At 45.1% G+C, this 18,698-nt stretch carries 27 protein-coding genes and 2 tRNA genes; 17 read left to right on the top strand and 12 right to left on the bottom strand.

The genetic code is table 11. The annotated features are described in order from the left end of the window. Positions 1 to 26 precede the first annotated feature (26 nt). The 6 genes from PISL_RS08290 to PISL_RS08275 are packed head-to-tail and all read right to left on the bottom strand — an operon-like array spanning position 27 to position 2,574. Positions 27 to 194 (bottom strand): ribbon-helix-helix domain-containing protein, encoded by a 168-nt coding sequence (locus PISL_RS08290; RefSeq protein ID WP_167827678.1) that lies wholly within the window; start codon positions 192 to 194, stop codon positions 27 to 29. Positions 195 to 216: 22 nt separating this feature from the next. After that, complete coding sequence (locus PISL_RS08285) at positions 217 to 1,245, bottom strand: NAD(P)/FAD-dependent oxidoreductase (RefSeq protein WP_011763341.1); 1,029 nt, start codon at positions 1,243 to 1,245, stop codon at positions 217 to 219. A 20-nt stretch (positions 1,246 to 1,265) separates the two neighbouring features. Continuing rightward, entirely contained in the window at positions 1,266 to 1,520 is a 255-nt protein-coding gene (locus PISL_RS11400; protein WP_011763340.1) for a hypothetical protein, read from the bottom strand. A gap of 21 nt (positions 1,521 to 1,541) precedes the next feature. Then, entirely contained in the window at positions 1,542 to 1,793 is a 252-nt protein-coding gene (locus PISL_RS11395) for a hypothetical protein (protein WP_245218371.1), read from the bottom strand. Then, positions 1,771 to 1,932: a hypothetical protein gene (locus PISL_RS11390; RefSeq protein WP_011763338.1), complete on the bottom strand. Its 162-nt coding sequence runs from the start codon at positions 1,930 to 1,932 to the stop codon at positions 1,771 to 1,773. Before PISL_RS11390 ends, PISL_RS11395 begins: the two co-directional genes overlap by 23 nt. A 21-nt stretch (positions 1,933 to 1,953) precedes the next feature. After that, on the bottom strand, positions 1,954 to 2,574 hold the full coding sequence (locus PISL_RS08275; RefSeq protein ID WP_011763337.1) for an MBL fold metallo-hydrolase: 621 nt from the start codon (positions 2,572 to 2,574) through the stop codon (positions 1,954 to 1,956). Between the two features lie 31 nt (positions 2,575 to 2,605). Here PISL_RS08275 and PISL_RS08270 point away from each other — a divergent pair, with 31 nt between their 5' ends. The 7 genes from PISL_RS08270 (at position 2,606) to PISL_RS08240 (ending at position 7,226) form a co-directional block, all read left to right on the top strand. Next, complete coding sequence (locus PISL_RS08270) at positions 2,606 to 3,817, top strand: cytochrome c biogenesis protein CcdA (protein ID WP_011763336.1); 1,212 nt, start codon at positions 2,606 to 2,608, stop codon at positions 3,815 to 3,817. A gap of 21 nt (positions 3,818 to 3,838) precedes the next feature. Next, entirely contained in the window at positions 3,839 to 4,732 is an 894-nt protein-coding gene (locus PISL_RS08265) for an ABC transporter substrate-binding protein (protein WP_011763335.1), read from the top strand. Continuing rightward, complete coding sequence (locus PISL_RS08260) at positions 4,729 to 5,421, top strand: ABC transporter ATP-binding protein (protein ID WP_011763334.1); 693 nt, start codon at positions 4,729 to 4,731, stop codon at positions 5,419 to 5,421. The genes PISL_RS08265 and PISL_RS08260 overlap by 4 nt, the downstream gene beginning before the upstream one ends. Further along, the gene (locus tag PISL_RS08255; RefSeq protein WP_011763333.1) at positions 5,418 to 6,140 is read left to right on the top strand and encodes an ABC transporter permease; all 723 of its coding nucleotides are present in this window, start codon (positions 5,418 to 5,420) and stop codon (positions 6,138 to 6,140) included. Before PISL_RS08260 ends, PISL_RS08255 begins: the two co-directional genes overlap by 4 nt. Next, entirely contained in the window at positions 6,131 to 6,628 is a 498-nt protein-coding gene (locus PISL_RS08250; protein WP_011763332.1) for a protein-tyrosine phosphatase family protein, read from the top strand. The genes PISL_RS08255 and PISL_RS08250 overlap by 10 nt, the downstream gene beginning before the upstream one ends. Next, complete coding sequence (locus PISL_RS08245) at positions 6,625 to 7,119, top strand: Rab family GTPase (RefSeq protein WP_011763331.1); 495 nt, start codon at positions 6,625 to 6,627, stop codon at positions 7,117 to 7,119. Before PISL_RS08250 ends, PISL_RS08245 begins: the two co-directional genes overlap by 4 nt. A gap of 22 nt (positions 7,120 to 7,141) precedes the next feature. Continuing rightward, a tRNA-Leu gene (locus PISL_RS08240) sits at positions 7,142 to 7,226 on the top strand. Here the strand turns inward: PISL_RS08240 and PISL_RS08235 are convergent. Together PISL_RS08235 and infB are read right to left on the bottom strand one after the other, a co-directional pair. Further along, positions 7,227 to 8,381: an iron-containing alcohol dehydrogenase gene (locus PISL_RS08235; protein WP_011763330.1), complete on the bottom strand. Its 1,155-nt coding sequence runs from the start codon at positions 8,379 to 8,381 to the stop codon at positions 7,227 to 7,229. 22 nt (positions 8,382 to 8,403) lie between these two features. After that, positions 8,404 to 10,170, bottom strand: coding sequence for a translation initiation factor IF-2 (infB, locus tag PISL_RS08230; protein ID WP_011763329.1), 1,767 nt, complete (start codon positions 10,168 to 10,170; stop codon positions 8,404 to 8,406). Positions 10,171 to 10,286: 116 nt separating this feature from the next. Here infB and PISL_RS08225 point away from each other — a divergent pair, with 116 nt between their 5' ends. From PISL_RS08225 to PISL_RS08210, 4 genes are all read left to right on the top strand, one after another. Further along, positions 10,287 to 10,706, top strand: a complete 420-nt coding sequence (locus PISL_RS08225; RefSeq protein ID WP_011763328.1) for a hypothetical protein — start codon at positions 10,287 to 10,289, stop codon at positions 10,704 to 10,706. Positions 10,707 to 10,977: 271 nt separating this feature from the next. After that, on the top strand, positions 10,978 to 11,157 hold the full coding sequence (locus tag PISL_RS08220) for a chromatin protein Cren7 (RefSeq protein WP_011763327.1): 180 nt from the start codon (positions 10,978 to 10,980) through the stop codon (positions 11,155 to 11,157). Between the two features lie 30 nt (positions 11,158 to 11,187). Further along, on the top strand, positions 11,188 to 11,613 hold the full coding sequence (locus PISL_RS08215; protein WP_011763326.1) for a CBS domain-containing protein: 426 nt from the start codon (positions 11,188 to 11,190) through the stop codon (positions 11,611 to 11,613). Next, positions 11,613 to 12,575 (top strand): NAD(P)/FAD-dependent oxidoreductase, encoded by a 963-nt coding sequence (locus PISL_RS08210; protein WP_011763325.1) that lies wholly within the window; start codon positions 11,613 to 11,615, stop codon positions 12,573 to 12,575. Before PISL_RS08215 ends, PISL_RS08210 begins: the two co-directional genes overlap by 1 nt. Positions 12,576 to 12,833: 258 nt before the next feature. Here PISL_RS08210 and PISL_RS11040 read toward each other — a convergent pair whose 3' ends face one another. Continuing rightward, entirely contained in the window at positions 12,834 to 12,980 is a 147-nt protein-coding gene (locus PISL_RS11040; RefSeq protein ID WP_167827677.1) for a hypothetical protein, read from the bottom strand. A gap of 78 nt (positions 12,981 to 13,058) precedes the next feature. Between PISL_RS11040 and PISL_RS08205 the strand changes: the two genes are divergently transcribed. The 3 genes from PISL_RS08205 (at position 13,059) to PISL_RS08195 (ending at position 15,840) form a co-directional block, all read left to right on the top strand. Next, complete coding sequence (locus PISL_RS08205) at positions 13,059 to 13,913, top strand: hypothetical protein (protein ID WP_245218370.1); 855 nt, start codon at positions 13,059 to 13,061, stop codon at positions 13,911 to 13,913. 31 nt (positions 13,914 to 13,944) lie between these two features. Continuing rightward, a complete protein-coding gene (locus PISL_RS08200; protein WP_011763322.1) occupies positions 13,945 to 14,523 on the top strand; it encodes a translin family protein in 579 nt (192 codons plus the stop codon). Positions 14,524 to 14,634: 111 nt separating this feature from the next. Next, positions 14,635 to 15,840 carry an amidase gene (locus PISL_RS08195; RefSeq protein ID WP_011763321.1) on the top strand — a complete coding sequence of 402 codons (1,206 nt, stop codon included), beginning with the start codon at positions 14,635 to 14,637 and terminating at the stop codon, positions 15,838 to 15,840. Here PISL_RS08195 and PISL_RS08190 read toward each other — a convergent pair. Beyond that, positions 15,822 to 16,622 carry an MBL fold metallo-hydrolase gene (locus tag PISL_RS08190; RefSeq protein WP_011763320.1) on the bottom strand — a complete coding sequence of 267 codons (801 nt, stop codon included), beginning with the start codon at positions 16,620 to 16,622 and terminating at the stop codon, positions 15,822 to 15,824. The two genes, PISL_RS08195 and PISL_RS08190, sit on opposite strands and share 19 nt — an antisense overlap. Before the next feature lie 163 nt (positions 16,623 to 16,785). Here PISL_RS08190 and PISL_RS08185 point away from each other — a divergent pair. Together PISL_RS08185 and PISL_RS08180 are read left to right on the top strand one after the other, a co-directional pair. Beyond that, positions 16,786 to 16,905, top strand: a tRNA-Glu gene (locus tag PISL_RS08185). A gap of 79 nt (positions 16,906 to 16,984) precedes the next feature. Then, positions 16,985 to 17,227 carry an Lrp/AsnC family transcriptional regulator gene (locus tag PISL_RS08180; protein ID WP_011763319.1) on the top strand — a complete coding sequence of 81 codons (243 nt, stop codon included), beginning with the start codon at positions 16,985 to 16,987 and terminating at the stop codon, positions 17,225 to 17,227. Between the two features lie 3 nt (positions 17,228 to 17,230). On the opposite strand, the gene PISL_RS08175 is transcribed toward PISL_RS08180, so the two are convergent. Further along, complete coding sequence (locus PISL_RS08175; RefSeq protein ID WP_011763318.1) at positions 17,231 to 17,677, bottom strand: 30S ribosomal protein S6e; 447 nt, start codon at positions 17,675 to 17,677, stop codon at positions 17,231 to 17,233. Between the two features lie 47 nt (positions 17,678 to 17,724). Between PISL_RS08175 and PISL_RS08170 the strand changes: the two genes are divergently transcribed. Then, positions 17,725 to 18,351, top strand: a complete 627-nt coding sequence (locus tag PISL_RS08170; RefSeq protein ID WP_167827676.1) for a hypothetical protein — start codon at positions 17,725 to 17,727, stop codon at positions 18,349 to 18,351. Here the strand turns inward: PISL_RS08170 and PISL_RS08165 are convergent. Beyond that, positions 18,332 to 18,685 carry a DUF6379 domain-containing protein gene (locus PISL_RS08165; protein ID WP_011763316.1) on the bottom strand — a complete coding sequence of 118 codons (354 nt, stop codon included), beginning with the start codon at positions 18,683 to 18,685 and terminating at the stop codon, positions 18,332 to 18,334. The two genes, PISL_RS08170 and PISL_RS08165, sit on opposite strands and share 20 nt — an antisense overlap. Positions 18,686 to 18,698 lie beyond the last annotated feature (13 nt).

The following is an 18,698-nucleotide window of genomic DNA, read 5'->3' as shown; positions in this document are numbered from 1 at the left end:
TGTGGGACAGGTTGGGGCTATAAATTTTAGACGCCGTTTAGTTTATATCTATTTAAAAGCTCTCTCAATGCCGCCCTAATAGCTTCGCTTCTACTGGGGTAGAACCCCATTTTTACAAGCTCGTCTAAAATCTCTACATATGATTGAGGTACGTGGAAGGAGATAAGGATCATTTTTTCTCTTTCTTTAGCCACGTTGGACTTTTTCTCCATCTTTTTAAGCATTACGTAGTAAAACGGCGCTCCAATCGTGTCGTTCAGCTATATTGCACGGGTTAGACACTTGTATACCAAAGTATTTCTCAAGTCTATAGACATCTTCCGCCCCACGGCCGGCGATTAATTCCACAAGCCGCTCCGCTAGCGCAGGTCCAACCATGCTGCCATAGCCATCGAGCCCCCCTATCACATAGAGATTTTCTACCTCCGGGTGTTTGCCATAGATGGGCCCTCCGTGGGGGCCTATTTCACAATACCCAGTCTTTAAGTAGAGCGGAAATATATGTCCCACCCTCTGTCTTATCAAGTTAGTGATTTTCTGCATATAGCCAGGAGGCGGCCCTTGTCCATAGCGTCCACAGCCATCTCCAGCTATATATAAAGGAGGCGAAAGAGGTCTTCCATACCAACCCAGTATATAATCGCCGATGCTATATCTCCACACTTTTCTACCAACTAGATATACCACGGCGTAACATTCATAAGGGGCCAGTGGGAGAGATACGCCGGCCTCTTGTGCCAATATATTGTTTCTATACCCGGCTGCTAATACCACTACGTCACCCTCTACTCTCTCCCCATCTACAACTACATAGGCTTTTCTATCTTTGATTTTCAACAACCCGTAGGAGTCTACAAAACCTAATTCCCTCCTTAACTTTGTCACGACTTTTCTAACAGGGATGAGATAGTCTTTTGTTATCACAGCAACCTCGTCTTGGCTCAGTCGTATGCCGTCTATCGCGTCGACAACCTCGTGAGGGACGGCTAGTTTAGATAAATCTACCCACCTCGGGAGGATATCTACTGACGTAACCTCTCTAGGGTTTACAAATTCTCTATAAATCTCGAGACTTCTTTTGGCAAGTTCCACATCCTCTTTATGCGGCATAGATAGCGTTAATACTAAAGATGCCGTGGGATATGTAACCTCGCCGCCTATTCCGACAACTTCGAAGCCCCTTCTCTTGAGGAAATATGCAGTGAATACGCCCGCTATCCCCCCGCCAAGGATGACTACTCTCACGTCACTATTTCTTTACCTTCTTAAAAAAGCATTCCAAGTAAAGAGACCAGTAGTTGTGTCGGCACAATAGTGGTTTTTCTATACTCCATTAAACCCAACGAGATCATCTTCATCAGCTGGGGGTCTGTGAGCAAGGCCTGTGGCATAGTTGGCACAAGGACGCCTAATAAGGCGTCTTTTTCATACGTTGCTTCTCTGGGTAACATCGCCTTTAGTCTCTTTACAATATACTCTTTGTCTACTACGTGTTTGTTTTGATATACCTCATACTCCACGTAGTTAGATACGTGGATATTCTAGCCCTCGCTTTGGGCTAGCGTTTCAAACAGCCCGTCTAGATAGTCGTTTCCCAGCGGCCTAAAGGCAGCTCTTCTGCCAGAGGCTGCGATAAATAATGCCCCTAAGTAGGGGTCTGGATAAAGTGTGGCATATACTGCCGCGTCTGGGACGTCGTTTGAGAAATATGCGAAGTGTTTATAACCGTTTGGAAGCGCAATATATAGCCAGCAAGGGTCGAGTTTTTCGTCATTTCTGTATACCCGACTCAACAAGTTTTGCAATAAAGACGCCGAGGTCGAAAAGGCCGTAAAGCCTTGTCGAGATTAACGAAACGGCTGTGATAAGCTGTGGCGTAAGTATTGGAGGGGGAGGATACTGCAAAAGTTTTGCTCTCACAGCGGTCTGCATTGTGTTCTCATAGCAGTAATGTTAATATGGATTGCGGGGCACCCCACTTTTACAAATGGAGATATTTATAAAGGGGTTTTTAGACGCCTCGGAGCCGATGTCAGTCTTAGGGCCGTGGCCTGGGTATACTACGTAATAGTTCGGGAGCGTATAAAGCCTACATATAGACTGTACAAGAGCGTCCCAATCTCCCAGCGGTAGGTCTGTACGACCTACAGAACTCTTGAAGAGCGTATCGCCGGTAAACACAACGCCGTCGGCTACCAAAGTTATAGACCCTGGCGTGTGTCCAGGCGTGTGCCACACTTCAAAAATCCAGAGTCTATCCGGGATGGGCTTTGGCTCTGGGATATCTGGGATTTCAAACCCCCATTCAAGTGCCACCTCGTTTATCTCCCTATATACGGCCCAGTCGGCTGGATGAGCGTAAAAAGGGGCGTTAAATAACTCTACGACGCGTCTAACGCCAGCCGCATGGTCAAAATGGAGATGCGTCGCCACCACTGCGACAATGCCTCTCCGTCTCAGCGCTTGTATTATAGGCTCGGCGTCTGCCGGATCTATCACTATGCATACATCGTCTTTACACGCCAAGTATGAATTTGTGGCTAAGGGCCCCGTGACGATTTTTTCTACAATCACGTTTTAAAAATGGTAGACGTGTTTGAAAAATGTGAAGTCGTTAATAGTACCATTGTTAATATCCGCGTTTATACTAGCGCTACAGATAGGTCAGCTCCATTTTGTAGACGTCTATTCAAGCCAAGATTTCAAAAACGCGATTAGGGAGGGGCCTGTCTTGATTTTTATACATCAGCCCGACTGTCCCGGCTGTATGTATCTAAAAACGCAGGTTTTTACCGACGGCCAAGTGGTTAAGGCGTTAGAAAATATTAAACTAGTCGCAATAGACTTGTCTAAATATCCTCTGCGTAGTTTAGATGTAGTGACAGACGGCCAAGTATATTTATACTACGGCGGTTCTCTCTTTGTACAAAAGACTTCGGGCACGCAGAAGATACCGGTGATTGGCACCCCTACAGTCATAATGGGTTTTGTAAGAGGCGGGGAGATACATACCACATTTATAATGATAGGCGCGACAGACCCGGCGACATTCCTTAAGTTTATAAAAGCGGCATACGGCGAGAACTTCCAAACCTCCCCGCCTTCTATGCGACCTCCTATTTTAGTCTTACAACTCACGGCGTCTTTTATAGCGGGGGCTGTGAGTGTCTTTTCGCCATGCGTCTTGCCTGTTCTTACAATCGCAGCTACGACATATTTGGCGAGGCGTAGTCTTCCCCTGGTGTTAATAGGTATGGTTCTTTCTTTTGCTACTTTGGCAACTGTTGTTACAGCTCTAGCCTCTTGGATAGGGGAGGTTACCAACACGGTACTGTACGCCGTAGGCGGCGTTGTGTTAATCGCCATGGGCTTGGTGTTAGTTGTTGAAAGGTTAAATAAGGCCTTTGTACTGTGGACTTCTAGATTTCAGACATCTGCTTACAAGGCATCTAGAAGAGGCGTTGGCAAGATAGGCGATTTAACTCTTGGCGCGTCTCTAGGCGCCGTTTGGACGCCGTGCATAGCGCCGTTTTTTGGAGCGGTTGTAGTGGCAAATTTTGTTGCGTCTGCGTTAAGTAGAGATTATCTTGCGCTATTTGTCTCTACATTGGCATATGCTACTGGTCTTGCAACCGTAGTTTATCTTCTTGTAGAGACGCTTAGACGCGGGGCTAGCCGTGCCACAAAGAGTATAAAGTGGGCTTCTTGGGGTAGGAGGTTGGAATACGCTGTAGGTTTTATCTCCATAGCTCTTGGGATGTTGCTAGTTGGAGAAGCCGCCGGTCTACGCGTTTTTTCAACGCTCTTTAAGTTTTAAAAACTAGACCAAGCGCCACATATGGCAAAGTGGATATCTCTTCTAGTTGTTATAATTATTGCCGCTATTTTATTTCTATTTTTCTTCCAACCTTTTGTACCACCTCCGCCTAAGATTAAGGTGGGTTTATTGCCGATAGTAGATGCGCTACCTTTTGTAGTTGCAGAAAAAGAAAACTTGTTCAAAGCGGAGGGGTTAGACGTCGAGCTTATATACTTTGGCTCTGCCAGAGATAGAGATTCGGCTATTGTCGCGGGGCAGGTAGACGTCGCTGTTCACGACCCAGTCGGCGCGCTTATGTTAATTGGAAATGGCGTACCTATAAAAATCGTAGGCTTTGTCTGTTGTCTAAACGAGACAGATTCTAACGTCGGATTTTACTATGTAAGAGCGCCCGGCGTCCGTAATATAAAGACCGTAGCTATTTCAAAAAATACAATTATTGAATATGTAGCTTCGAAAATCGTCAAGGGCGATGTTGAATTTGTTGATGTCCCAAGCATAGCCAATAGATATCAACTCCTTATAGAGGGTAAGGTAGATGCCGCAGTTTTACCAGACCCATGGGGCACTTTGGCCATAATGAAAAACGCCACTTTAATAGCCAGACATAGAGACTTAGTTGTGCTTGTGGCAAGCGAGAGGCTTCTAAATACGCCAGAGGGGCGGAGGGCGGTGGAGAAACTTGTCACAGCTTTAAACAAGGCAGTTGATCTATACAACGCCAATCCTGAGAAGTATAGAGATATTTTGGCAGAGAAGTTGAGACTGCCGGCGGAGTTTAAACAACATACAATAGTATGGAAAGCGCATATAGTTAAGATGCCTCGTGAGATATTTGACGACGCAACTAACTGGCTTGTGAAAAAGGGGCTTGTAAAACAAGCGCCTAGATATGAAGCTTGCGTCACGTGATTGACTTCAGAGGGGTTTACTTCAAATATAGGCGCGGCCCCGTCGTATTACAAAATTTTACAGCCCAGTTTTCTAACAGCTTGACAATTATACTGGGGCCTAACGGATGTGGAAAATCGACGTTGTTAAAAATCGCCGCCGGGATTTTAAAACCTACAGAAGGCATTGTCGAAATATTGGGAAAACCCCCAGATGAATTACGTGGCAAAATCGCCTACATACCTCAATCCGGCGGCTTGTACCCCTGGATGACTGTAGAGGAAAATATAGCGTTGCCACTTAAGCTTCTCAAGAAGCCAGAGCGGGAAATAAGGGAAACCGTCCACAAAGTTTCTGAAATATTGGAGATATCGGACCTCCTTAAGAGATATCCCCGCGAGATCTCTGGAGGCGAGCAACAGAAGGTATTACTGGCGCGGGCGATGGCCTCTGGGGCTGACGTGTGGCTTCTCGACGAGCCTTTCTCAATGATCGATATAGACTACAGGCGCGAGCTTATACAAATACTTAGGGGGGTTGGCAAAGTCATGGTTGTAATAACACATAATGTACAAGACGCAATAGATCTTGGCGGTGAGATATATGTAGTCAACGGCCCCCCGCTGAAAATTACTGCGGTTTTAAAGCCAGGCGATTATACAAAAGCGGAGGAGCTGACCGAGGTTGTGAAGTCCGCGTTTAAGAAATGAAATACTATATAACGGCTTTAGTTGCCCTATTTATACTATGGCAAATTTTGGCGTATGTGATAAACAAGCCATATCTCCCTCTGTTTACAGACGTGGTGATATATATGGCGGAGGATGCACAGATATTGTTAAGAAACCTCGTTGCAACATTGGCTAGGGTCTTTATATCGGTAGCAATAGCGCTTGTTATAGGTTTTGTGGGGGGTCTTGCCGCTACATGGCTTTCTGAGAGAGTAAGCGCAAATCTATTAAGAGCCGCCATACTTCTCACATATCCAATACCCCACGTTGCGCTACTCCCAATATTACTACACCTCTTTGGTATTGAGACAAGTAAAATTGTACTTATGTCACTAATAGCGTTTTACCCCATTGCGCTTTCAGTAATGGAGTGGACGCAGAGATTTCCACGTGACCTAGCCACGTTGATACATATAATGGGGGGTGGTCGACGCGATATAGTTAAATATGTCGTTATGCCATCTGCGTTACCAGGCATATTGACTGGTCTTAAAATTGCGTTTAATACAGCATATTCGGTTTCTTTTATAGCCGAAAGTCTTGCCTTAACCGACGGGCTCGGGGCCTTGATCTACGACAGTTGGCATAGGCTTGACTATCTACAAATGTATGCAGCAATTTTGACGCTAAGCGGCGCCGGTGTAGCCACATATGCTCTTATGTCGTTGCTAGAGAGGAAATTAATAAAATGGGCTTGAGGAAAAAGACCAAGATGGAGTGTCCCTACTGGGTGGAGCCTAAACTAGCTGGATCATGTATGCCGAGGCAAGAGGATATAGAGAGATGGGCTTCGCTTGGCGTTAAGACTGTGATCTCACTCACAGAGTCTTGGGAGATTGAATACTACGGCAGGTGGTCTCTGCCAGAGTTCCGAAAGACGCTGGCAGAAAAAGGCGTTAAATGGATCCACTGGCCAACTCCCGACGGATATCCTCCTAGAGATCTCGACGAGCTTGTAGAAGTGATAGAGACGGAGATCAAGAGGGGGTCTGTAGTCGTCCATTGTGTCGGCGGCATGGGGAGGACGCCGACGGCACTAGCAGCTTATCTAATAGTTAAGAGATGTATGAAAGCTGACGATGCGATAAGAAGTGTTGAGAGAGTAAACCCCGCCATTTCTATAACAGATCAACAATACTACGCACTTTTAGAACTGGAGGCGACTGTACGCAATGTCTGTAAATGAGATGTCTTTTGGCGGCAGTTCTCGGCGTAGGCGGCGTTGGGAAAACAACATATATCTACAGACTTATAGGCGTCCCAGTCCAGCCAAAGACCACGCTTAGGCCTGGGATCTATAGAGGAGTTATAAATAGCGTAGTTATGTGTATTTTAGATATCCCAGGCGACTCGGCAACGGAGATAGCCGAGGCGCTTGCTAAGGCTTGGCCATTTTATTTAGATCTCGCTATTTTTATGTATGACGTAACGGATGTAAGTACCCTATATGCGTTGTTAGATATTGAGAAACATTTGACAAGTAGATTAGTAAAGCCATATAGGAGATCTGTAGTTATTGGGAATAAAATAGATTTAGTGAAGATAAAGGGGCTTATATTCAAAGGGGACGAGGTTGTGAAAAAACTAGGCGCATGCGGCGTTTTCTACATATCTGCATTAAAAGACCCCTATGAAAAACTTGTTGAGCCGTTGAAAGCAGCGATAGAAAGCTTATAAGTCTCTAAAAATATAATATACAGCGGGGGTGCCCGAGCCAGGCCAAAGGGGCAGGGCTCAAGACCCTGTGGCGTAGGCCTGCGTGGGTTCAAATCCCACCCCCCGCACTAGAGCGCGCTTTTTAATATGTCGATTATTACGTCTTTTGTCACCTCTAAAGGAGCTGTGGTATTTATCCACTCTCTAAAAGTTGTAAAGACTCTCTCGGCTATATTTGCTACATCTCTCTCGGTGAAGCCGTAGTCGCTTAGTCTCTCTCTAAGGCCTATCTCCTCCTGGAATTTTGCAACTGTTTTTTCTGCCTCAGCGGCGCTATCTATAGTAGGCTTTATATGGGGGTTTATATGTCTGAGAAGACGGGCTGAGAGTTCAGGCGCCGCCTTATGTATGTAATAAACTGCGCGCGGGCCCAGTAACCCTAATCCACAGCCATGTGGTAGCTTGGGCTCTAGGCCGCTTAATACATGTTCTATGGCGTGTATTATATGTGTACGCGCCATATCTATGGCAATTCCTGCAATCATAGATGCATAGAGCATTCTATAGCGAAGCGCTAAATCTCTCAAGTTTTCTGCCAACTTAGGCAAAGTTTCAGCTATTGTGCCTATTGCACTTTCGGCAAGCGACTGCGATAGAGGATTTGAAGTCTTAGCTGTGGCGGATTCATAAGAGTGATAAAAGGCGTCTAGAGATGTATAGATCGTTTGTCTCTCGTCTAGTGTTAAAGTATATGTGGGGTCGTCTATAGACAAATCTGGGTACCGCGCCGCTATACCTATTTTCTCTCTGGTGTCATCAAGTGTAACTACGGCCCATTTATCCACCTCTGTACCTGTGCCATGGGTGAGATTTACTGCTATCAGAGGTATCATTCTTTTTGCTTTTTTAACGCCTCTGACATAGTCGTATACCTTTCCGCCGTTTGCAACAATTATAGTTGCAATCTTAGAGACGTCTATTGGGCTTCCGCCTCCTATGGCTATTACTGCATCAGCCCCCTCTTCCCATACGACTTTAGCTAATTCCTCCGCTTGACTTGCCCAGGGGTTTGGCGAAACTTTGTTAAACAACACATACTTAACGCCAAGCTCCTTCAATACTCTCTCTACATCATCTAAGGCGCCGGATGTCTTAGCTGACGACCTCCCAGTGACGATTACAACTTTTTCAAACTGGTGTAGGTAGTTCTTACTCTTCTCTATTGTTCCTGTGCCAAAATGGAGTAAAACACCTTCGTACCTGAGCTTAAACTCTTTGAGCATTGTGGAGTCTTTGTTGTATTTTTTACCTTTTTCTCAACTTTAGATATTCTTCAAGAGCCTTCAGCTCATCATCCCGTAGATACTGCCTATACTGAAAGAGCCATTGGCGTATTTGTTCATCTGGCACATAGACATATAGCACATCGCCCTCTCTTATCTGCCGCCCCACAATTATATCGCCGTGGATAGATATGGCAACTTCATCTCCTACAACAGCCTCGTTTATGGGTTTGCCAGATTTCTGAATTTGCATAATCCTACCTACTTCCTTCCCATCTTTAACCAACGTCACACCTGGCTTAATTGTGCCAGCTAATACCTTAATGCCTACAATTGCAGGGTTACTCCTCCTAAAGACGTAGCCAGGTAAAATCTGTATTTTGCCCGGTTTAGTCATTTGCGACAGTATCTGCTCTATAGTCTTGGTTTTAACCTCCTGAGACCATTTGATATACTCGTCAAATATCCGATATAGTATCTCTCCCCTGATTATCTTTATGCCAGACGACATAGCCTCTCTCTCCACCTCCGGGGGTATCTTCACATTAAAGGCCAATATCACGCCATATGTCGGATTTTTTCTTCTGCTCAACACAGCCTCCACCACATCTTTATGGGTCGGGGGTCCCACATCTGCCCTCCTAATTGGGACCCCCTGTTGTCTCAGGAAGAGAACCATACTTTCTAAAGTGCCGAAGGTATCTGCCCTAGCTATAACGCCCTCTCTATCTGTCTCTATTTTTATTTCCGAAATCTCCTCCCTGACAAGTTGGACAACTTTTTGAATATCTTGGAGATCCCACACAGCAAATATAGGCGCTCCTGCCACAACGCCGTCGAGTCCGTCTGCTACTATTCGTACGCCGGCGGCCGCCTTGACCTCTTCTACAGCCATATAACGATCTTCTGGGTCGCGCATTTCATCGAGAGGCTTAGGCATAATTAACATACGCACCTTAGTCTCCTTTGGCCCATCTATACCCGCCGTAATTATTACATCGCCTTTTTTCAACACGCCATCATATAAAATCACGTCAGCCACGACGCCGAGCCCTCTTTCCTCCTTTACCTCCATAACGACGCCTTTTGCAGGCCCGTAGCTTACACTGAGTTTTTCTCTAGGGATAAACCTCTGGCTGACTCCAGCTAGAACTAGCAACAGATCGGCAATTCCCTCGCCAGTTACAGCACTTGTAGGCACTATGGGGACTTGTTTTGAAAAATCTCTAACACGGTCGTATCGATCAGCCTCTATTCCAAAACGTGAGAGTTGATCTATCAATTTGCCAATGGCCTCCTCGAGCGTTGCTATTGCATGCCACTCTTGTTGTTCAACTGCGAATAAAAACGGCCTATTTTCTACAGACTTCCAGCCGTATATCCTATCTAGTTTATTGGCAGCGATTATAAACGGCACGCCTCTGCTCTGGATGAGCTTAAGAGACTCCACCCCTTGCTCCTCAAGCCCTGAGGTGATATCTACCACAAGGATAGCTAAATCTGCGACAGAACCTCCACGTCTGCGTAAGTTTGAAAACGCGGCGTGGCCCGGCGTATCTATAAATAAGAAGCCCGGTATCCAGATCTTACCTCTCAGCCTTAGCTTATCCACTAGGGGACCTGCGAACCTCTCCACAGCCTGCCATGGGACAAAACTCACTCCTATGTGTTGCGTAATCATGCCTGGCTCTCTATACGCCACAGAAGTGCCCCTAATTTTGTCAAGTAGTAACGTCTTTCCAACGTCGACATGTCCCATCACTACTACAAATGGCGATCTAATAGACACGTATAATGTTGTGGCTTATGATTATAAAGCTTTAGTACTAATGGGATTTGTGAGAAAGCTGAATATTATATTCAAAGGAGTGGCGTGATGAAAAGACTATAAAGCTCTACCGGGCTATGACTATACTTCTCCAGAGACAACGGGCTTATGCCCTTGAGAAAATTATGCAATACTCTCCAAATAGGGCGTTGGTATTTACATATCCATGTGGTTGGCATGGCGATGTGTTATTCATAGCGCCCTATCTAGTTATCGTCGGGCCTTTTGAAGGTTCAACGCTTATAGATCAGGTAGCATCTCTCTCAGATAGAGTGGCGTTGATTATGCTAGAGGGCAGTTGGACTGCGGAGGATGTATCTAGAGAATTTGGGCCGTTTGACATAGGAGTTGCGTGTTTAGGCACGCCGATCTCTAACGCCAGACGTTACGTACAAAAAATGTTTATAATAAACATAAAAGGCCCCATTGGCGAATTATTAGAATCTATATATCAGCCAGCTGATGTAGAAGCCGACGTCGTTATAGAAACAGAATGACCCGCCTCCCCGCCCTAAAGGGCGGGATTTCCACTATGGGGGTCTCGGGTGTTGTCCCTCTTTGGGGTTAATGAGCGGGTATCGCGCCGGGGCGTCCCCCTGCTGGGGCAGTCTTACGTGTTGACTTGCCCGCCATCTGGAATACGCCGCTGTTTGCCTTTTTCTTCACTGTTCTGCTATGGAAAAATACGTTTACTAGCTTAAACTCATCCCCGTCCTAAAGGGCGAGACTTTCGGTTGTAACTTTATATCTAGAGATGGCAGTTGACGTATGGAAGAGGTCTTAGATCGTGAATACGAAGTGGAATACGGCGGGAGAAAATACCGGCTAAAGCCAGTTAAAGCATGGGTTCTCCAGCCCCCTGGCAAACCAGGTGTCGTCATAGCCCTCTTTAAACTACCAGATGGAAAAACTATTAGGAAGGTGATAATGAAATTGCCGCCTAGCTAATTTTTTTAACTCTGGAGAAACATAAAATGTATGCTCGGAAGTTTTGCCAAGACAGACGTAATTAAGGCTTTTCCGTCTACATCAATAAGAGAGGTGGCTAAATTAATGGCGCAGAGGAAGGTCGGCCTAGTTGTGCTTGTAGACCCCAGCGACCCCTATAGAGTAGTCGGTGTGGTCTCCGAACGTGATATTGTCAGAGCTGTGGCACATGAGATAGATCTAGACATGCCGTGTGAAACCATAGCCTCAAAAAACGTGATTTCTCTTGAGGCAAATGAAAACGTCGCTAAAGCCGCAGAGGCGTTTGTAAAATATGGGATTAGACATCTAGTGGTCACTAAAGACGGTAGACTCTATGGCGTGTTTTCTATTAGAGATTTAATCAAGGAGGAAAATGCATTGAAGGAACTTGCAGAATATTACGACTGGACTTTTGAGCCTGGAATGTCTACTTAATGAAGCCAGTTGTAAAAGTAGTTGGGCTAGGCCCCTCTGGCTCTGCCTTTTTAAAGACATATAGTAGGGCAGTAGGTGTAGAATTATCTAGACAATATTTCAAGGCGTGTGGCGAGGCTGTGCCTGTGGAAACTCCGCTTGTCGATCCAGAGTTTGTAGTTGACAAAGTGCGTCGGTTCAAATTCTACCTCTGGCGTAAAGAAGTTGGAGAGGTGACATATCTAAAGCCTAGGTGGTATATAGTAAATAAAAAAGCTTGGGTAGAGTCTATGCGAGGCGAAAATTTAGCTGGAGAAACGCCCGAGGTTTTAGTAAAGGCAGGCGGCCCCTATCAGAGCATTGGTGAAAAAATCTATGTTGCCAGAGCCTACATAGAGGGCATAAAACTCGAAGACGAGACAGCCTACTTTATATTTCCACAAGACTCCATAGGTTTCTACTGGGTTTTTCCACACGGCGGGGTTTATAATATAGGCGCTGGATTTATCGGCGTTAGTAACCCAGTGCCATATATTTATGAGTTTATAGAGAAGTGGTTGGGCGGGGGTAGAGTTATAGATATAAGAGCCGCCCCCCTTACAATAGTACCGCAGATTACGCTATATGATGGAGAAAGCTTCAGAATAGGCGAAGCCGCAGGGCTTATATACCCTCTTACAGGCGAGGGCATAAGACCTGGCATAATTTCCGCAATAGAGTTAGCCAAGGCGCTAGGGACAAGACATCCGCTGAGGAACTACCGCCGCGCAGTCTGGAGAATAATTAGACAGGTGGAGTTTCAAAAGAGGATACTTAGACTAGCCCAGAGGTTATTAGCCAAGGGGCGCACGCCTATTGAATTCATAGAGGATTCTATATTGAGAGAATTCATAGAGGAGAACTTAGGCGCAAAAACCCTCTTTATAGCACTGGCCAAAAGGCCTAGACAAGGAATTAGACTAATCAACGCATTACTAAGATAACGGCCTCTCTAAAAGTTATCACTGCCAGGACTTCGACGGCCGCCTCTTGCCGACGTCAATGAACTAGCCTATAATCTCTCCACACTCTAAATGGCGTGGCTTGTCTTGTAGCCATACTTTACTTCATGGGTACTGTTTGAGATAAAACTTAGATAGCTACGCTATATATTGTGTAAAACATTCAGCGGCCTATGTCTTCTTCAAAATCCGCAGACCCGAGTTCTTCATCACCGCTAGTTAAGAAATAAAAGCTTTAAACTATGACGCGTCTGCTAATTTATTCACAAGCTTAGGCGCTATAGTGAATATACGTGGCGTTAGTAAGTAGACGGGTAGGTGCGGGTCTATACCCATTTCTGCCAGAATTTTCGCGAGAGGCCCTAGCTTTTCTAAAAGCGTCCGCATAAGACGCCGAGAGTCCAACTTAAAAAATTTTTGCGTAGCGCCGTCTAAAAACATATTAATAATCCACGACATATAGTGGTGCTTTCAGCGTTGCTTCTCGTGGTTATAGCAGTGTTTATAGGCGTAGCACCTACTATACTTCACGGCAGAATAGAGAGCCCGCCGGTGGAGATCTCCCCATATGTAAACGCAGAGGATAACCAAACTACTCTATACAACGCTTTTATATTCTTTGCCCTTCTCATAATGGCGACTATACTCATATATGTAATTCTCCCACGTAGAAGATTACTAAAACTCCTCTTGTCGATTATATGGTTTGTTCTTTCGACTGGCGTGTTCCAGTTTTACGTAATTCTATACTATTGGAATAACCTCCTAGATGAGGTAAATGCAGTTAGACTAATGTGGGCCTCCCTACTATTCGGAATTTTTACAGTATATCTAATTCATAAGAGAAGAGGAGATCTTCTACTTGGATTTCTCGGATCTCTTGCAGGAGTTATGTTTGTTTGGCTTTTACCAACCACAACCATAGTCGCTCTGTTGACCGCACTACCCATCTACGACTACTTGATGGTAAACAAAGGTCTTCTTGGCAGAATAGTGCAGAAGTTAAGAGACGGCGCCGTCAATACGCCTGGGAGAAAGGCCGACAACCCCCTATTTGGCTTTGTTGTTAGACTCGACAACCTTTCGCTTGGCGTAGGGGATTTCGTAGTATACTCCATGGCGCTTTCATTTATCGCCATGAGATTTCTACAATACGGAAGAGCGGTATTTATTATAGCGTTAGGTCTAGGAGCGGCGTTGATATACCTAGGGCTTTTGCTAACTGTCAAGATATTTCTAAAAAGATGGGGTTACGGCCCCGCGTTACCGTTTCCAATATTACTTCTATATCCCCTGGTGGTTTTTGCTTGGATCGCCTAGATAGTTTATATATTGCATCTCTAACGCGACTGTGTTAGAGAACAAATCTTTATACGACGAATTAAGGCAATATGAACAAGCGAAAGACGAGGTAATACAGACGTCGATTAAAGTTGCGCGGCTTTCTAAGGCTGTAGTCTACTCCGTAATTAGGAGAGATTTTGTCTCAGCAGAAAAAGCTATACGTGAGATGGAGAATGTTGTTGCCAAGTTGAAGAAATTAATTAACGAATGGCCCATGTTTTATAATAACGCCGCAACTGGACTACAAGAGTATGTTGAGGCAATCACATTGTACTTATTCATTAAAGAGGGTAGGTTTCCCACTAAAGAGGAGCTAGGCGTTGATGTATATACATACCTTATGGGTGTGGCAGACGTGGCAGGGGAGTTGGGCAGATCCGCTACGGAGGAGTTGTTAAAGAAAAACATAGAGGGGGCGAAGAGACTTAAAGACGCTGTAGAAAGCCTCTACCTCGATCTCCTAGCGCTTGAGCCGCGTGATTATGAGTTGCGGAAAAAAGTAGATTATGTAGGCTCTCAAGCCAATTGGATTTCAGAAAAGCTATTTTACGCTACTACGTGTAGACAGACGAGCGATGTCGAATAATACGGCTATGGATTATATCGAGATCCTACTAAAAGAACTTAAAGTACCCACTATCAATGTAGAGGAAGTTAAGAGACAAGTTGAGAGAATATTAAAGGGCTTGGGGCTTGTATGAGCGAAATTGAAAAGAAGATAGAAGAGGCTAAGAGACATGCCGATTTAAACTATTTCCTTTACCTAAATGAGAAAGTTGTTGAAGAGGTGGAATTTCTTAAGCGGGCTGGGAGGTGTGGGGCGCTGTGTGGCATGACGCTTGCGGTAAAAGACAACATAGAAGTTATGGGCATGCCTATTACAAACGGAGCGCCATATATGAAGAAAATATCTGATAAAACAGCGGCAGTCGTAAGACGTCTTATGGCAGAAGGCGCGGTTGTGCTAGGGAAAACAAACATGCACGAGCTCGCCCTTGGCGTTACGAATATAAACCCCCATTTTGGGCCGACGCGAAATCCCCACGACCCCTCTCGAATAACTGGCGGATCTAGTGGAGGTAGTGCAGGCGCTGTTGCCATAGGCGTAGCAGACCTAGGCATTGGCACAGATACAGGCGGCTCAGTTAGAATACCAGCTGCGCTATGCGGTGTTGTCGGATACAAGCCGCCCTATGGAAAAATTCCGATGGACGGCATATACCCCCTTTCACAAAGTTTAGACCACGTCGGTTTTATTGCAAGAAGTGTAAAAGAACTTGTAAATATACTATCGGCTGTGGGATGGGCACCTCGAGATCTCTCGCCGCCTAAGAGATTTAGATTTGCGGTACTAATGGGTATTACAGAACCTTCTAGATATGTAGAGAAGGCATTTTGGAAAGCTGTAGAGGTTTTAGAGAATATAGGAGGTTTTAGAGATGAAGTTTTTCTAGACTCTACTAAATATTCGGCTGCTAGAGCTGCGTTATTGCTATCCGAAGCCGCCGCCAACTACTATGACTATTTGAGAAGCGTAGGCGAACATATGGGCCGCGACGTGGCGACTTTATTAGGTGTCGGCGTTGCTCTTCCCTCAGTTGCTTACATAGTTGCAAAGAGGATAAAAGAGGAAGCCACACAATACTTCAATATACTATTTAAAAAATACGATGTAGTAGTTACGCCAACCACAGCCATAGAGGCTGTACCTATAGAACAAGCTGATAGTATTACAATGAGACGTAAACTACTCGCGTATACGGAGATTTTTAACCTAACAGGCCATCCGGCTATTTCAGTACCGGCGCCAGCCACTTCCAGCCTTCCTGTGGGCCTTCAAGTGGCGGCTAGAGACGAAGATACTTTACTAGCAATAGCCGAAGCTTACGAAGCGGCTCTCTGAGATTTTAAATAATCTAAGAAGCCCAACACACTAATTTTTAGATAAAATTCGGCGTAGAAACCGCCGACCGTCAAGATCTTTGCTACATTTTCATCTACTCTAGCTAAAAGCCTTAACGCCTCATCTATTGGCATATCAACATCTTTTAGAGTTTCTGCCCAACTTCTTATCTGTTGTTCATGTACCTTAAGGATTTCTATATTACGTGTACATGAATAATGGGGGAAGCACACTGTATCAACATCTAGCGACTTTATCTTGTGTAAAGATTGGAGATAAATATCAAGTTTAAAGGGGGGCGGCGTTGTGGGAACGATAACCCCCAACTCTGGTATATATACTCCCCCGCCATCGCCTATAAATAGAGTTTTATTATCTCTCTCATAATACACGACATGATGTGGAGCATGTCCCGGCGTATATATTACATCAATTACGTCAAAAAGTCTTGTCTGATCTCTGACGCCAACTACCTGTCTACTTGGGAGAGGGGCTCCGAATTTTTCTGCAAAAATACCTAATACAGTTTTGCTCGCCTCATAAAGTTTGAGCGGCTCTGTTACATACTTAGTATACCTCTCATGTACATAAACAGGTGAGTTTATATGACCTGCTGAGCCACAGTGGTCTAAGTGTATATGTGTGCATAAAACTGCATCAACGTCAAGCGGGGAGTGTAGTGATGCAGGACCGGGGTCTATCACTACCTTGACATCGCCAAGGTTAAGGATGTATGTAGTTAGTAGAGGTACCTTCTCTAGGTATTTAGTTATAATCTGCATTTAATATGATTCATTTTTCCTTAATAACATTTTCTGAACAAACCTCCAGTTAAGAAACCTAGAGGTCTAGGCGACTTGTTTAACCGGAGAATTCTTTATCAGGTTAAAGAAGAAAAATTTTTAAAACAATTTGGTAATTGAAGGCGCCCTGGCGGTGGAGGGGGCCGTAGCCAGCCGGCTACCCCAGCCGGTAGTCTAGCCCGGTCAAGGATGCGGGCCTCATAACCGCAGGGTTAGGCCAGTCGAGCCCGTGACCCGGGTTCAAATCCCGGCCGGGGCACCAACCTAAACTTTGTACATTTACTAGACACTCGCTTAAAGCTTAATTCTAAATGTTTAAATAGTGATAAAGACTTTTAGTTATGGTTGAGGCGTTTGTATTCATAAACACAGAAATAGGCGCAGAAGACGAGGTCATGGAGGCTTTAGTAAAAATTCCAGAGGTCAAAGAGGCTATGATTGTTTATGGGCCTTATGACTTAGTAATAAGAATTACAACAGATACTGCTGAGAATTTGAGAAAACTCATTAGTGAGAAGATTAGAAAAATGCCAAAGATAAAGAGCACAACTACTTTAATAATAGCTAAATCTATCGTGAAATAGCTATTAGGCCGGTGTCCCCTCTTTGGCTTTTGTTAATTTTTCTATTTCCTTAGCTCCTAGCGGTATGGCGGGGGGTCCGGAATAGCCTTGTGGATATACAATTACTGCGTTTATTTGTACAATAGAGTCGGATATCGTGTTGCCCCTCACTAATTTCCTCTTTCGCATACCTCTTTTCGGCGGCCAGTAGCCCGGCGGCCCGTCAGCTAGAATATACCTTTTCACAGGTCCCGGCACGCCGGGGTGCATAGGCGCGCCCTCAATTCCACTACCGCCAGTAATTCTAATCTTAGCGCCTTTCGGCAACTCTAGGAAGTCTTTTAACACAGAGCCGTCTAGTTCGTCTCCTATCTTAAGCCCTATGAAGCGTTGTGCCAGTGGGTCTTTTATCTCAAACTGCCTGGCCTTGCCTGAGATGGGGTCTGAAAGCACTAGTTTGAAAGTCGGCATGTGCCGCGTAGGAGATACGGTTTTAAAAACATTTTCTGTAGTAATACGTGGAGTTTATAGTGCCTATGTGTGACAAATGGCGGGAGTTCCAAGAGGTTACGTTTATCATCAGAGACGGCGAAACTTTAGCAGTAGGCCGCACGGCAGAGGGCTACGATGAGAGATCTATATCTGTGGAAGAGGTTGTAGATATAGTAAAACCATATATGGAGTTATACGATTGGCTTGGCTCTGAAATAGGCAAGGTATTAGACGTAGAGTACGTCCCGGGAAAAGGCGATATATACACATGGCTCAAGAGCCACATTAGCTTCATAGATACGGCCAGTGTGAAATGGGGTAAGGTTGTCGATAGGGTTGGCCCCTTCTCTTTAAGACGATATTTAAAAAAGGTGTATATGCCGTATAGCGGCCACGCCCTAACGTTAACATACGTAGCATATCCATATCCGGACGCCGTAGTTGCGGCAGAGAATAAAGGCAGAGTTATGGCAATTGGAAGCGTAGTTGTAGAATGGGGCGGCGTAAAAGTTGCATCTGCTGGTATACGCACTGTAGCTGGCGCATTGCTACTTGCACAAGCGGCATCTGAGTTAACGCCGGAGCTTAAGGAACTTAAAAAAGCTTTGGAAGAATTTGTAGCAAGGTTTTTTACTATTTCAACATGTCGGTGACGTCGAAGACAAGTTCGCCCCACTCTTTAGTCTTAGCTTTTATGTCTATTTTATGCGCTCCAGGCGATAGAGAAAGTCCTTGGAGCAGTATTGTTACTTCATCTCTCACATTAAACTTTTGCCCAACAGATGCCAGCTCTGAGACCCCCCGCTTTTGTCCCCCTGCAATTATGAATACTTTATCTGAGGGTACCTTCTGCCCATCAACAGCTACCTCTACTCCAACGACTGTAGCTGGCGCTAGAGAGTTTCGTAACTTAAAGGAGACCCCCTCTGGCGTGTTTGTGAGACTCCCCTGTACATATAGTTGGCGTAGTACTGCTGGCGGAAGCATGAGGAGTAATATA

The organism is Pyrobaculum islandicum DSM 4184 (assembly GCF_000015205.1).
Lineage (GTDB): Archaea > Thermoproteota > Thermoprotei > Thermoproteales > Thermoproteaceae > Pyrobaculum > Pyrobaculum islandicum.
Note: the sequence above shows the minus strand (reverse complement) of the source record. Positions and strands in the feature narration are given on the sequence as shown.